The organism is Staphylococcus sp. EG-SA-17 (genome assembly GCF_017151845.1).
Lineage (GTDB): Bacteria > Bacillota > Bacilli > Staphylococcales > Staphylococcaceae > Staphylococcus > Staphylococcus aureus.
Genome location: NZ_JACVZO010000014.1, coordinates 50,370 through 65,983, shown reverse-complemented (window position 1 = coordinate 65,983; position 15,614 = coordinate 50,370). Strand labels below are relative to the sequence as shown.

The following is a 15,614-nucleotide window of genomic DNA, read 5'->3' as shown; positions in this document are numbered from 1 at the left end:
GGATCAAACTCTCCATAAAAATTATGATGTTTGATTAGCTCATAAATACTAAATAATGTTTGTAACTTATAGTTACGTTTTTTGGAATTAACGTTGACATATTGTCATTCAGTTTTCAATGTTCATTTTTCTTACCGACAAGAATTAATTATACATTTTATTAACATTTAAGTCAACAACTTTTTAAAATTAATTTTCGTTAGTAATTCAAGTTATTTCTTAAGTTGAGTTGTTTTGTTTGCCTCAACAAATAAATACTATACAGGCTTTCAAACTGCTTAACAACAGTAAAAATTACACCTTTGCCATCTGTACTGAACGCCCTTATCCTAAAAATCGAACTTAAAAAATCCCCACTTATAAATAGTACGTTTTTTAGAACAAGAAACAGATTTTTCTCTAACCATATCAATCAAAAAAACCGCAAAACAGAACTTTATTTTTTTTACCAGAAATTAAAAATAAATTTACAAGTTTTAAATAACCTCTCAAAACACCGCTATACAGGCTGATTTAATAAACTTTAGACCAAAGAAGTACAACTACTAAGCCAGCATCTATCATTTCAATTACAAAAGAATTTCATTTGCATAGTCATTAACCATCAACCGCATTTATCAAATTAATAGCACCAACACACCATAACCGTAGATCTAATTCGATAATCCAATTCACATCATTACTATTAGAAGTAACAAATCACAACCAACGGCTTGCTTCCTAAAGATTACCCATCCCTCAGTAAAACTAGGTAAACCATACCACCGCCACACCGCAAATAAAGTAGTACATCACACCACACCATAAAAAAAGCCACAATGATTACACTGTGACTTTTCTTACTATAGTATTAAATTCAAAAATGTTTAATAGAAGACATTACATTTCTGTTCTACCTGCGATTGCTTTAGATAAAGTTACTTCGTCAGCATACTCTAAATCGCCACCTACCGATAACCCTTGTGCTAATCTCGTCACTTTGATACCTATAGGCTTAACTAATCTAGAAATATACATGGCTGTAGATTCCCCCTCTAAGTTCGGGTTCATAGCTAAGATTAATTCGCTAACTTCATCGCTTTTTAAGCGTTCAATCAATGAAGGAATATTAATATCTTCTGGTCCAATGCCATCCATAGGCGAAATAGACCCATGTAAAACGTGATATAAACCTTTGTATTCTCTCATTTTTTCCATAGCTATGACATCTTTGTCATCTTCCACAACACAAATAACTGAACGATCTCTTTGCTTATCTTCACAAATATAACATGGATCATTTTCAGTAATGTGACCACATACGCTACAATATGTTAATTCTCTTTTAACATCTACTAATGCTTTGGCAAACTGAACAACATCGTCTTCTTTCATATCTAAGGTATGAAAAGCCAGACGTTGGGCTGTCTTTGGACCAATGCCTGGCAATTTCATAAAGCTATCAATAAGTTTTGATATAGGTTCTGGATAATGCATCTATGATCACATTCCAGGGATGTTTAAGCCTTGAGTATGTTTACCTAAACGTTCTTGAGTAAGCTCATCAGCTTTATTCATCGCTTCATTAGTAGCTGCTAACACTAAGTCTTGTAGCATTTCAATATCATCTGGGTCTACAGCTTCTTCTTTGATTTCAACGTCGACAACTTCTTTATGACCAGTTACAGTAACTGCAACCATGCCACCGCCAGCTGTTCCTACAATACGCTCTTCTTTAAGTTTTTCTTGTTCTTGAGCCATTTTCTTTTGCATTTTTTGCATTTGTTTCATCATTTGTTGCATGTTTCCGCCACCGCGCATATTCCATTTCCTCCTTGAAAATCAATAAATATTTATCAATAAAATGATGTTTCTTTCATTATACATACGATTATATCGCTTGTCATGTATCACTCTTCATCTATCACATGTACAGTTTCTTCACCGAAAAGATCTTTTGCTTTTTGAGCAATATCTGTTTGTTGCGCTTGTTGCTTTGGCATATCATCGCCTTCGTTTTTACGATTTTGTAAATACTCCGTTCGAACTCTTTGCCATTGATCTGATGGTACACCAACAACTTTAACGTTTTTATTAACGATATTACATACAACACTTTCTATGCTACTACGTTTCTCGTCGTCTTTATTGACGATTTCACAATGGATCTCTTCCTCAAATTTCACAAGTACGTGATCTTCACTTGCCGCCACAGGTTCCGAATTTTGCAATAAACTAACGAGTGATTTTTTATCATTGTTTTTGGCATGATCAATCACTTCTTGCCAATGATCTTTCAACAATTTGATATCTGCCTTATTCGCTTTATCTAGCACTTTTGCAATTTGTTGCATTGAAAATGCATTTTTAGATTTTTGTATACCTCTCACAGGCTTTTTCGAAGATTTTTGAGTAGGAGCGACACTCACTCCTTGTGCTTTTAGTGTTTTTAGTTCTTGCTCTAACTGTTCCATACGTTGCAACAATACATCTGTGTTTGGCGATGAAGCAATTTGTGCTGGTTCAGCTACATTCGCAATCACTTGTGGTTGACCCTTAATCTGCTCAGCTAATTTTACTAACAACACTTCAAAATGAACGTTTTGATTCACACTAAAACGAATCGACACTAATGTATCATTAATAAGATCAATCATTTGATATAACATATCTAATTCTAAGTTCATCAGTGCTCGATACTCAGTATCTTTCTCAGATGTTTTATTCATAATCGTATCTCTGACAAAATAAATCATATCATTTATTAGGCGATTCACTTCTTTACCTTCTGTTATAAACTGATGGTATTTTTTAAAAGATGCTTGTACGTCACCTTGTACAATATCATCAAACAAGTGATCCAACGCTTCATCATGTACGCTACCTGTGACATTCAACGCATCTTGCAATGTTAACGTACCATCACCAAATGCAATAGCTTGGTCCATAATACTTAATGCATCACGCATACCCCCTTCAGACGCTTTAGCGATAAATGCCAAGGCTGCATCTTCACATTCAATTTGTTGTGCATCTGCTACAAATTTTAAACGTTCAACAATTTGATCTAGGCTAATTGCTTTAAAATCAAAACGTTGCGCCCTAGAAATGATTGTTGGAGGGATTTTATGTGGTTCTGTCGTTGCCAATATAAAAATAGCGTGTGCTGGAGGTTCTTCTAACGTCTTTAAAAGGGCATTAAAAGCACCTGTTGTTAGCATGTGCACCTCATCTATAATATAAACTTTATATTTCGATTCACTTGGTGCATATTTAACTTTGTCTCTAATATTTCTTATTTCATCAACGCCATTATTACTAGCAGCATCAATTTCTATCACATCTGAATTAGTCCCCTGCGTAATGCCTTTACAAATATGACATTCATTACAAGGTTCTCCATCAGTGCTATTTAAACAGTTGATTGCTTTAGCAAACACTTTGGCAATACTCGTTTTCCCCGTACCTCTCGGACCACTAAAAATATAAGCATGCGACTGTTTTTCTTTCGAAATCGCATTGCGCAATGTCTTCGTGACATGTTCTTGTCCGACGACATCCTCGAAACTTTGGGGTCTGTACATACGATATAAGGCTTGATAATTCAAGTTAGCACCTCCATAAACAATTACCTCTCATTATAGCATGATAATACCTTTACTTCTTAATTGAACAATTAATAAAAATGTTCTGGAAATTTTACGATTCCGTGTGGTGCATCCGTCAAATTATCCCATAAATATTTTACAAGTAACGGTGCATCACCAGATTCTAATTTAATGTCATGCTCAGCAGCATTTTGATAACCCAACTTTTCAAAGTAGTCAAAACAATGGTCTACAACAACCGTACTATACTCTTGTGCTTTGGCACGCTCTTCTACTGCTTGAACCAAGCCACGACCTAATTTTTGTCCACGTAATTCAGGATGAACTGATAAAGAGGCAATCGCCAAACCATAATACGTCTTATCATCACTATTAATTTCTACTTCAATTAATAAAACGTGTCCAACGACATCGTTATTTTCATTTTTCGCTATTACTTCTAATTCAAAATTATAGCAAGGAGATTTTCTTAAATGTTTTACTTTCGCACGTGCTTGCCAACTCGTTTCAGGATTATCATCAAAACTTTCTTCAATACTATTTAAAGATTTATCATAATCTAACTCTGTTAAAGTACTTAAATATATTTGCATATGTCCTCCGTAGGCATTTGATTGTCAATAATCATAACGTATCTCATTAATAATTCTATTGTAAGATACTCCCCCTCATTTCACCATCATTTCTTTATCATCAAATTATAACTTCTTACTTTTCATTGACACAAAAATCATTCAAACTGTACATCGAGTTCACTTGAATCAAACTTCACATATAAAAAAGCTACTTCCCACAAACATGTTCCACGTATAATACGCTGAATTGTCTTCAAGAAAGTAGCTTCTATAAATAAATATATATTTTCAACTCTTAATAATCGGTTTAATATTTAAAAAATAAAAAACCGTGCACCTAAGCATCGAACGTAATTCACGAACGTAACCAAAGTCGTTAGCTAAATCTCGGCTACCCTACGGCACATATGATGATCCACTTAATGCTGCTTCCGTCAGGACCTGACATGGTTCATGGGTTCATATTGCATAGGACCGAAATCTTCAAACACTACGTGCTTTGGGCAGACTTCGCAAAAATACGGCCTCAACAAAGGAATTAAGCCTCGCATAAAGCGGATTTCGAGTACAGGGAACCGCTACCTCCCCACCTAGCACGGCAAGATATATATTACTATATTTTAATAGTTAATTGCAAGTATAAATCATTTATATCATTGTTTACTTTGTACGACGTCTTGAGAAGTCATTAAATTTAAATTCATTTGCAAGATGTTTTGAAATATTATATTGAAACGGCATTGTATTTTCTAAATACACAATACTTCGAACTGTTGCTGAATAAGCCACCGATACATCACCAAACAATTGATATGCTTGTTCATCAAACGGTTCAAAAGTAATAGACTTACTTGAATAACTAATATTAAGATTTAATACCTTTTCCAAATAATCATAAATAGAATCACTCGCAACATCATTACCTATATCTGAAACAATCGACTTTAGAAAATAATCTTCATCAACAATCTTCACATGTTGGTTAAGCCGACGAGTTCTAACAATATGAATGAGTGATTCACTAGAATTGATGTTTAAAGCATGTTGAACTTCTGGAACTTCATGCGCTTCAACAACCTCATTCACAACAACTTCAGTTAAATATGCGACACCCATTTCTTCTTGCATTTCTTTAAAACTAACAAGTTCAGAAAATGGAAACTCTGTAACCTCCTGATAAATGACAAGTGACCCTTTACCATGAATCTTTTGAATCATGCCGTCTAATGCCAACAAATCTAATGCCTTACGCACGGTCTCTCGAGATGACTGGTACAATTGCACCAAATCATGTTCAGACGGAATTTGTTCACCATATTGAATCTGCCCGTTTAATATATCTTCTTTCAACGCCTCATAAATCTTCATAAACTTTTTTTGTTTCGCCATATAAACGCATCCACTCAATTTATTTTACGCGTTTGTTTCGATTACAATTGCACCAAACCCGCTTATCGTATTATTTTCCACTGTGCCTGTTTGAATCACAACACGACCTTCTCTAGCCAATCCTTCTGGCAAATCAACAGCCGATGCTGAGAAATTCGCAATTACTAGCCATTGTTGATTCTTATAATGACGTTCATAAACAAATAAATGATCATGATCCATAAAACGTGGCACAATGTCTCCATACGTAATAATATCATGCGTATGTCTTAATTGTATTAATTTTTGATACGTGTAGAAAATAGAATCTTTATTCTGAAGTGCTTGTCTAACGTTGACCTGATGATAATTTTCCGAAATATCAATCCAAGGCTTACCAGCTGTAAATCCAGCATTAACATCATCACTCCATTGCATAGGCGTTCTCGAATTGTCTCGTGACTTCTGTCCTAAAATCGCTAATACATCCGCTTCAGCATGCCCTTCACTTAACAACTGATGGTAGGCATTAATCGATTCAACATCGCGATATTGTGCTATTGATGTAAAATGTGGGTCCGTCATACCAATTTCTTCCCCTTGGTAAATATATAGCGTCCCTTGCAACATATGCAGTGCGATAGCTAACATTTTAGCACTTTGTATCCTCATCTCTTCCGACGTATCATCACCAAATCTAGACACTACCCGTGGCTGATCATGATTACACCAGAAAATCGCGTTCCATCCGCCACCGTCATAAATACCTCGTTGCCATTGCATCAGAATTTCCTTTAACTTATGAAAATCAAGCTTCGCATTTGTCCACTTTTCACCATCAACATAATCAACCTTTAGATGATGAAAATTAAAAACACTATTCAATTCTTGGCGTTCTGGCTGTGTATACTTAATACAATTTTCAATCGTCGTCGAAGACATTTCTCCTACAGTCATCATGTCAGTGTTACCAAACGTTTGACGATTTAATTCATGCAGAAACTCATGCACTCTAGGACCATCCGTATAAAATTCTTTACCTATTTTGTCAGAGTCCTTAAATTCACCTTTAGAAATTAAGTTAATGACATCAAATCGAAAACCATCAACGCCGAAGTCTATCCAATGATTGACTATGCGATATAACGATTGACGTACTTCCGGATTATCCCAATTTAAATCAGCTTGACTGACATCAAATAAATGTAAATAATATTCATCTGTCTCAGAATCATACTTCCATGCATTACCACCGAATTTAGAATGCCAATTTGTTGGCGGCCCGTCTTCAGATGATCTGAAAAAGTAATAATCTCTATAAGGGTTATCTTTAGATTTACGGGCTTCTTTAAACCATTCATGCTCCGTCGACGTATGATTAATGACAATATCTAACATCACTTTCAAGTCTTTTTGATGAGCAACTTTGATTAACTTTTCAAAATCATCCATCGTTCCAAAGTCTTCGTTGATTTCTAAATAATTGCTGATATCATAGCCATTATCATTCATCGGTGATTCATACACTGGTGTTAACCAAATATAATCAACACCCAATAACTTGATATAATCCAATTTTTCTATAATTCCGTTGATATCTCCTATACCATTCCCCGTCGTATCATTAAACGACTTAGGATAAATTTGATATACAACGGATTTTCTCCAATCTATTTCTTTCGACACACAATTACCACCTTATAACGTAATAAAGGACGTCCAAATAACGAACGCCCCTTTTTTATTTTATTAATCTTCAACAATTTCTTTCGCTTTTTGTTTACTAAAATGAGACATCACAATTGTTAGTATACATGGTACAACAATAGCAATAGCTGTCACAATAAGATATACTGGCCAAAATTCTTTTTGAATTGAAATGAATGCTGGCACGCCACCAACACCAACTTTTCCAAGTACGTTATTCATACCAACGATTGCCCCCAATACACAAGACGTTGATATCGCAGCGATAAATGGATATTTCAGAGGTAAGTTCACACCAAACATAGCTGGTTCAGTAACACCTAACATACCAGAAATACAAGATGTTAATGCCAAGCCTTCTTCTTTAACCATTTTACGACGTTTATAGACAAACCATGCTCCAAATGCTGCAGAGCCCTGACAAATATTGGAAATCGCAACAATTGGCCATAAATACGTACCGCCTAAGCTGCTACCCATCAATTGGAAATCTACTGCTAAAAACATATGGTGTAGTCCTGTAATTACAAGTGGTGCATATAACAATCCATATATTGCTCCGCCAAGCCATCCTGCATGTTGGAATATAAATGTAACACCAGATGTAATACCTGTACCAATCAATAACGCAACTGGTCCAATGATAATAAATGCTAAAAATCCAGTAACTAAAAGCGCTACGGGTCCAACGACCAACATTTTTATCGAATCGTGAACGACTTTATTTAATCCTTTTTCAATTTTAGCTAGAACATAAGCTGCAATTAAAACTGGCAACACTTGACCTTGGTAATTCAACTGCTTAATCTCTAAGCCAAATAAGTTCCACGTCGGAATATTCCCTTTTGCCAAATCATACTGAGATACTAATTGCGGATGCATTAAAATCAAACCTAAGACTATGCCTAGAATCGGACTACCACCAAATACACGCATACTACTCCAACCAATTAATGCTGGTAAGAAAATAAATGCCGTACTCGCAATCACATTAATGATGTTTGAAATATCAGCAATTTGTGGATACATCTCAATAAGTGCTTTTGGACCAAATAAACCTTTCATTGTAAGTAAATTATTGATTCCCATTAACAAACCAGCTGTCACAATCGCAGGTAATATTGGTATAAAAATATCCCCCAACAATTTGATCAAACGTTGTACTGGATTCCCTTTTTGTGCAGCTGCTTTTTTCGCTTCATCTTTCGAAGCTTCTTGAGCACCTGTTTCATCAATAAACTGCTTATACACTTCATCGACTGTTCCTGGACCAATGACAATTTGATATTGATGGTCTGCTTTAAACTGCCCCTTGACCAACGCGTTATTACTTAATGCGTCTTTATCAACTTTACTTTCATCCTTCAGCACTAAACGTAATCGTGTTACACAATGCGTTGCAGCTTCAAGATTTTCTTTTCCCCCAATAGCGGTTACGATGGCTTTTACATCTTCTCTTTTTACAGCCATATATTTCACTCCCTTAATGTCTTAAAATGAGTATAACTTGTCTAGACAAGTTATGTAAAGGCTTTCAAAGAAATATTTTTATTTTGTCACAATTATCTGGGATAGCCATTTCAGAAAATCAATGAGCCATAACGACATATGTAGCAATAACTCCTCGCTACAATTGCGTTATTAACAATACCTCACCACGCTCTCACCATTATAAAGTGTAGATGCATGGCCAACTCCTAAATTGAAAAATGCATATCTATAAATAGCAAACTTGTCCACACAAGCCATCCATCATATTTCACAAAACAAAAAAGACATTTAGCTATGTATATTGCACAAGCCAAATGCCCTTCCAATCTCAATGCCTTATCATTTCTATTATCAAAAATTACGAGTCATTCAAAGACAAATAAAAAAGGTAAATACTCAAAATTTGAGCACTTACCTTCATTATATATAGTATTTAATATAAATATTGATGGCGGAGGAAGAGGGATTCGAACCCCCGCGAGCCGTTAAGCCCCTGTCGGTTTTCAAGACCGATCCCTTCAGCCGGACTTGGGTATTCCTCCTAAACACAATATTTATCATATATGAACGTTCTGTAAAAGTCAATATTGTTTTTAAGCATTACATGATTACCACAAATCATTGTCTTCCACTACAGTTGACCTATAAACGAATGTAAAAAATCACTACTTATAATTAATCTATTTGTTGTCTTACAAACCTTTGTTTTTAGGTTACAATGATAGCATGTGACGTTGATAGATACTAGATTATTTCAAACTCGATTCAGCATGCCACAACGTCAACGTAACCACCATTTCCATACAAAGATTATACACAAACTTTACTCGCTAAATACTGATCTACTGCTTTCGCTACGCCTCTACCTTCTTTAATCGCCCATACAACTAAACTTTGACCACGTCTAGCATCTCCAGCAGCAAATACTTTTTCATTATTAGTTTGATAGTTTGTATCATCCGCCACGATTCGATTTCTATCCGTTTTAATGTTAAAAGCATTCGGTACAGTTGGTTCTGTACCTTCGAAGCCGATTGATAATAATACAAGGTCAGCAGGCCAAAATCTTTCAGGTCCTTCTTTCATGACCATACCATTTTCGCCTTGCTCTAAAATTTGAGTATACAAACCACGTATGTGTCCTTTATCGTCAACATCGTAACGCATTGTTTGAACACCATATGCACGTGGTTCCTTACCAAACTTAGCTTCGTACTCTTGGTGCGCATAGTCCATTTTAAACACCGGCATTGCTAAAGGCCATGATGCATTTTCTGTAAATGTAATTGCTTCTGGCAATTTCGTATATTTATTAAATTGAACAATCGATTTACAATTTTCTCTTAATGCTGTCGCTACACAGTCTGCCCCTGTATCACCAGCACCAATGATAATGACATTCTTATCTTTTGCAGTTATTGTAATATCATCAATTTCTCCATTTAACAGCTGCGTTTGTTCAGTTAAATAATCCATAGCGAAATGTATACCATCACCCATGCGTCCTTCTAAAGGTAAATCTCTACCTTTTTGTGCACCAGTACATAATATAATGGCATCATACTCAGATTCTAACGTTGCTTTATCAATATCAACGCCTACTTCAACACCATTAATGAAAGTAATGCCCGCTTCTTCCATTAACTTAATACGACGTCGAACCACATCTTTATCAAGTTTCATATTCGGAATACCATACATTAATAAACCGCCTGATTCTCTAGCACGTTCATAAATAGTTACTTGATATCCTAGTAGATTAAGTTCTTCAGCAGCAGTTAATCCTGCTGGACCGCTTCCAACGATTGCCACTTTTTCATCTCTACGGCGACTCGGAACTTTCGGCGCTACCCAACCATTTTCAAAAGCTTCATCAATAATTGTGCGTTCAATACCTTTAATCGCAATCGATTCTCTATTAATCTTCATCACACAAGCACTTTCGCATGGTGCAGGACATACACGCCCTGTAAAGTCAGGAAAGTTATTTGTTTCGCTTAAGCGTTCATAAGCAGTTTTAAAATCTTGATGATACACTAAGTCGTTCCATTCAGGAATGTAGTTTCCAATTGGACAACCTATTGTTTCCCTACCATACTGTTGTCCGGTTTGACAAAACGGCGTTCCACAATCCATACATCGCGCACCTTGGATAGAGGCATCTTCTTTAGTAAATCGTTGTTGATATGCTTTATGATGCTTCAAACGGTCTACCAGTGATAATTCACCTAAGTACTGTTTGTCATACTTCATAAATCCTTTAAATTCACCCATCGTATCTCCCCCTTTCCTTAATACACAACGGCTGGTTTATGTTTAGCGTCGATTGTTTTACTGTCATCGTAAAATGCAGCTAACATCGCTTCATCTTCATTGTCATGTAATGATTTGTGCAAATGAATTTTTTGCATCATTAATTGATAATCTTTAGGAATAACTTTAACGACGACATCTTCAATGCGATCAAAATGTTTTAACACATGAATCGCTCTCGTACTATTCGTGTGTGACACATGTTCTTCCAGCATTTGCTTAATGAATGCTTTTTCTTCTTGGTGTTTAATCTTTGTAAACGAAAGCGTATCTAGTTGATTATTTTCAACAAAAGCTTCTACATCAGACGGGATAACGTAAGCAATACCACCACTCATACCTTGACCGAAGTTCTTACCTACATCACCTAAATTAATGACATGTCCACCAGTCATGTACTCTAATCCATGGTCGCCGATACCTTCAACGACAACATCTACACCACTATTTCTAATACAGAATCTTTCTCCTGCACTACCGTTAATAAATGCCTTACCACCTGTCGCACCATAGAATGAGACGTTACCAGCAATAATTTCATTTTGTCGTTCTTCAAAAGGTGCTTTGACAATGACCGTACCACCAGATAATCCTTTACCAACATAGTCATTCGCATCTCCAGTATGATGAATCATTAAGCCTTTCGGTGCGTATGCTGCAAGACTTTGACCAGCATGACCATTCGTATAAACATTAATTGTATTTTCAGGAAGTCCTGCTTCTCCATATTGTTTCGAAATCTCACTACCTGTAATAACTCCTACATCACGTTGTTCATTATTTACTGTAAAGCTACCTGTATAGCGACGCCCTTCAGTAATATATGGCTTCGTTACTTCATATAAATTTGTTAAATCAAATCCATGCTCAAGATTATGATTTTGTTGAATTTCTTTTGTGTTTGGCCCATCGAAAGGACATAACAGTTTTTCAACATCAATACTAGCCGCTTTGCTATTCGCTTTTAATGTTGATGATCGTTGTAATAAATCAGTTCTTCCAACTAAGTCTTCTACACGTTTCAAACCTAAAGATGCTAAAATTTCTCTTAATTCTTGTGCAATAAAATGCATAAAATTAACAACATGATGTGCTTTACCTCTATATAAAGCACGTAAATCTTTGTTTTGAGTTGCAACTCCTACTGGACATGTATCTTTATGGCATACACGCATCATTATACAGCCCAACACCACTAATGGTGCAGTTGCAAATCCAAATTCTTCCGCTCCAAGCGCACATGCGTACGCTACATCTTTACCAGTTAATAACTTACCGTCTGTTTCTAACTTAACACGACTTCTTAAGTCATTTAGTTTTAATGTTTGATGTGTTTCTGCTAAACCAATCTCCCAAGGAACACCGGCATGCTGAATACTCGTTTTAGGTGAAGCCCCTGTACCACCATCGTAACCACTGATGACAATTTTATCTGCAAATGCTTTTGCCACCCCAGATGCAATGGTACCAACACCTGTTTTCGAAACTAATTTTACCGCGATATCTGCATCTTTATTCGCATTTTTCAAATCATGTATCAGTTGCGCTAAATCTTCTATTGAATAAATATCATGATGTGGCGGTGGTGAAATCAGACCGATACCTGGCGTTGACCCTCTTGTCTTCGCAATCCACGGATATACCTTAGTACCAGGTAATTGACCACCTTCACCAGGCTTTGCACCTTGCGCAACTTTAATTTGAATTTCTTTGGCATGTTGTAAATAATCACTAGTTACACCAAACCGCCCAGAAGCAACTTGTTTAATCGCACTTACTTTGTTGCTTCCATCAACTTGTACTTCATAACGTTTTGCATCTTCGCCACCTTCACCACTATTACTCTTTCCACCTAATTGGTTCATGGCTTGTGCTAACGTTTCATGTGCTTCCGCTGAAATCGATCCATAACTCATCGCCCCTGTATTAAAGCGTTTGACAATGTCACTTACCGGTTCAACTTGGTCGATGTCAATCGGTGTACATGCTTTAAATTCAAGTAAATGTCTAATGTGATCTGTTCTATTTTTGTTCACCGCTTCAGAGTATGCTTTAAATTGCGCATAGTCATTTTCTTTACATGCGTGCTGCAATAAGAAAATAGATTCCGGATTAAAAGCATGATGTTGACCTTGTTGTCTCCATTGGAATGTACTACCTGATGCAAGATAATTATCATCACTTTGTTGACGTGCTTTATTTTCAGCATCAATTTGATCAATCGAAATACCAGATAACTTAGACTGTGTCCCAGTAAAATAACGATCAATCACATCATGAGACAAGCCAATCGCTTCAAATATTTGTGCCCCTTGATAACTTTGCACTGTCGAAATTCCCATCTTAGCCATTACTTTAATGACACCTTCCGACAATACATCCGTATATGTCTTAACATTATCGACAACGGTGCCTTGTAACCCTTCTGTCAATGTCAGTTGTTCAACTGTACGTTGCGCTAGGTATGGCACAATTGCATTCGCGCCATATGCGAGTAAACAAGCAACATGATGCACTTCTCGTGTCTCACCAGATTTAGCGACTAAACTTGTAGACATACGTAAATCTGCTTTAATAAGTAATTGATGCACATGACTTATTGCGAGTAACATCGGCATTGCAAAGCCATTGCTATCAACTAATCCACTGTCATCTAACACTAGAATTTGAGCGCCTTGCTTTACAGCATTCACTGCTTCTCGGCCTAATGCTTCTAACGCATCTTCCAAGTCCCCTTCATATACCGTTGATAAATAAGTTAATTTAAAATGTTCCTGATCAATCGCTGCTAAGTGTGATTCATTCAATACCGGCCTTTTCAATTGAATACGATCTAAAACCGTTTCATCAGGTGCTAGTAAGTTACCTTCGCCACCTAAATAAGAAAGTTCACTCGTTACGATTTTTTCACGATACGCATCAATTGGTGGATTCGTAACTTGTGCAAACAGCTGTTTAAAGTAATTAAATAGTGATTCTGGTCGCTCGTTCAACACTGCAATTGGCGCATCATATCCCATTGCACCGATAGGATCCTTCTTACCTTCTACAAGTTCCTGAATATACTTATGAATCTCTTCTTTCGTGTATGCAAACTGACGTTGTAATTTAAATAACGTCTCATCTTTCCATTGCGAATCTTGATATTGTATATTTTCAAAATCAAAGTCAACTTTATGGTTATCAATCCACGCTTTATATGGTAATTCTCCAGCAATCGCACCTTTTAAATCATTATTTTCAATGACTTTATTCTGTTTAAAATCAACAAGCAATAACTTTCCAGGATTCAATTGACCTTTAAAAGCAACATTACTTTCAGGTACGTCCACAACACCCACTTCAGATGAAAAGACAATAAAGTTATCTTTAGTAATCGTATAACGACCTGGACGTAATCCATTTCTATCTGTAAGCGCGCCAAGTTTGTCACCGTTACAGAACGAAATCATTGTAGGACCATCCCACGGTTCCATTAAATAACTATAAAATTCATAAAACGCACGTACATTTGCATCATTCGCTTCATTATATAACCAAGGTTCAGGTATGAGTAACATCGCTGCCTTTTCTGGCTCCATGGCTAACGATAAGAACTCTAGCGCATTATCTACAATAGCAGAGTCACTACCATCCTCATCGACAATTTGAAACACTTTATGTTGATCCTCGCCAAATAATGTTTCGATTAATTTATGTTGGCGTGCTCGCATCCAGTTTACATTACCTTTAATCGTGTTAATCTCACCATTATGCATTAACATACGGTTAGGATGTGCCCTTTTCCAACTCGGGAATGTATTCGTACTAAATCTCGAATGCACTAACCCTAGCTTTGATTGATATAAATCATCCGATAAATCTGTATAGAGTTTTTTAATTTGGTCTGATCGTAACCAACCTTTATATACAATTGTTTTGCGTGATAAGCTCGTAAAATACAATTCTAAATCGCACTGAGTCGAATAAAACTCTAATTGTTTTCTCGCTAAAAACAAATGCTTTTCAACATCTTCAATGTCCCTAATATCAATAAACACTTGTTGAATGACTGGCATCGTATCTGCTACATGTTTAGCAATGGCATCTTTATTAACTGGTACATTACGATAACCAAGAATTGATAACCCTTCGCCTTCAAAATATTTTTTAAAAACTGCTTCATGTTCAGAACCTAAAACGCGTTCTTTGGAAAAAAATAACCCCACGGCATATTCACCTTCACCTGGGATATCAAAGTCCGTTACATGTTGTTTGAAAAATGCAAAAGGTATTTCAGTCATAATACCTGCGCCATCACCAGTGATGCCATCTGCGCCGACCCCGCCCCTATGATCTAAGCGTCGCAACATTTCAAGCGATTTATCAATGATGTCGTGAGACCTTTTATTATCCATATTCGCATAAAAACCAATACCACACGCATCATGTTCCTCACGATAGTCATATAAGCCTTTAATTAATTTCTCATTGTGCATGATGCACACCCCTTTTTTAGAATATTCTGATATTAGTTATTAATGATAATTACTATAATCTAAAAAATTTATCTGTTCAATATATAAAATAGAAG

At 36.1% G+C, this 15,614-nt stretch carries 10 protein-coding genes, 1 tRNA gene, 1 other RNA gene and 1 pseudogene; all 13 read right to left on the bottom strand.

Going from position 1 to position 15,614, the window contains the following annotated elements; all coding sequences use genetic code 11:
- Nucleotides 1-569: 569 nt before the first annotated feature.
- Nucleotides 570-675: pseudogene (locus IDG65_RS08390) on the bottom strand (hypothetical protein).
- A gap of 204 nt (nucleotides 676-879) precedes the next feature.
- Nucleotides 880-1,476 (bottom strand): recombination mediator RecR, encoded by a 597-nt coding sequence (gene recR / locus IDG65_RS08385; RefSeq protein WP_000559159.1) that lies wholly within the window; start codon nucleotides 1,474-1,476, stop codon nucleotides 880-882.
- Nucleotides 1,477-1,482: 6 nt separating this feature from the next.
- Nucleotides 1,483-1,800: a YbaB/EbfC family nucleoid-associated protein gene (locus tag IDG65_RS08380; protein ID WP_001213992.1), complete on the bottom strand. Its 318-nt coding sequence runs from the start codon at nucleotides 1,798-1,800 to the stop codon at nucleotides 1,483-1,485.
- 89 nt (nucleotides 1,801-1,889) lie between these two features.
- Nucleotides 1,890-3,587, bottom strand: a complete 1,698-nt coding sequence (gene dnaX / locus IDG65_RS08375) for a DNA polymerase III subunit gamma/tau (RefSeq protein WP_001109037.1) — start codon at nucleotides 3,585-3,587, stop codon at nucleotides 1,890-1,892.
- 68 nt (nucleotides 3,588-3,655) lie between these two features.
- Nucleotides 3,656-4,180 carry a GNAT family N-acetyltransferase gene (locus IDG65_RS08370; RefSeq protein WP_001167828.1) on the bottom strand — a complete coding sequence of 175 codons (525 nt, stop codon included), beginning with the start codon at nucleotides 4,178-4,180 and terminating at the stop codon, nucleotides 3,656-3,658.
- Nucleotides 4,181-4,317: 137 nt separating this feature from the next.
- Entirely contained in the window at nucleotides 4,318-4,419 is a 102-nt protein-coding gene (locus IDG65_RS08365) for a hypothetical protein (RefSeq protein WP_001790661.1), read from the bottom strand.
- Between the two features lie 72 nt (nucleotides 4,420-4,491).
- An RNA gene (gene ffs / locus IDG65_RS08360) (signal recognition particle sRNA large type) lies at nucleotides 4,492-4,761 on the bottom strand.
- Nucleotides 4,762-4,822: 61 nt separating this feature from the next.
- Entirely contained in the window at nucleotides 4,823-5,551 is a 729-nt protein-coding gene (treR, locus tag IDG65_RS08355) for a trehalose operon repressor (RefSeq protein WP_001118676.1), read from the bottom strand.
- 24 nt (nucleotides 5,552-5,575) lie between these two features.
- Nucleotides 5,576-7,216 (bottom strand): alpha,alpha-phosphotrehalase, encoded by a 1,641-nt coding sequence (treC, locus tag IDG65_RS08350; protein ID WP_000031508.1) that lies wholly within the window; start codon nucleotides 7,214-7,216, stop codon nucleotides 5,576-5,578.
- Nucleotides 7,217-7,279: 63 nt separating this feature from the next.
- Nucleotides 7,280-8,707, bottom strand: a complete 1,428-nt coding sequence (treP, locus tag IDG65_RS08345) for a PTS system trehalose-specific EIIBC component (protein ID WP_000279370.1) — start codon at nucleotides 8,705-8,707, stop codon at nucleotides 7,280-7,282.
- 470 nt (nucleotides 8,708-9,177) lie between these two features.
- Nucleotides 9,178-9,270 (bottom strand) — tRNA-Ser (locus IDG65_RS08340).
- Nucleotides 9,271-9,538: 268 nt separating this feature from the next.
- Nucleotides 9,539-11,002 (bottom strand): glutamate synthase subunit beta, encoded by a 1,464-nt coding sequence (locus IDG65_RS08335; protein ID WP_000503590.1) that lies wholly within the window; start codon nucleotides 11,000-11,002, stop codon nucleotides 9,539-9,541.
- 17 nt (nucleotides 11,003-11,019) lie between these two features.
- On the bottom strand, nucleotides 11,020-15,519 hold the full coding sequence (gene gltB / locus IDG65_RS08330; protein ID WP_031928728.1) for a glutamate synthase large subunit: 4,500 nt from the start codon (nucleotides 15,517-15,519) through the stop codon (nucleotides 11,020-11,022).
- Between the last annotated feature and the right edge of the window lie 95 nt (nucleotides 15,520-15,614).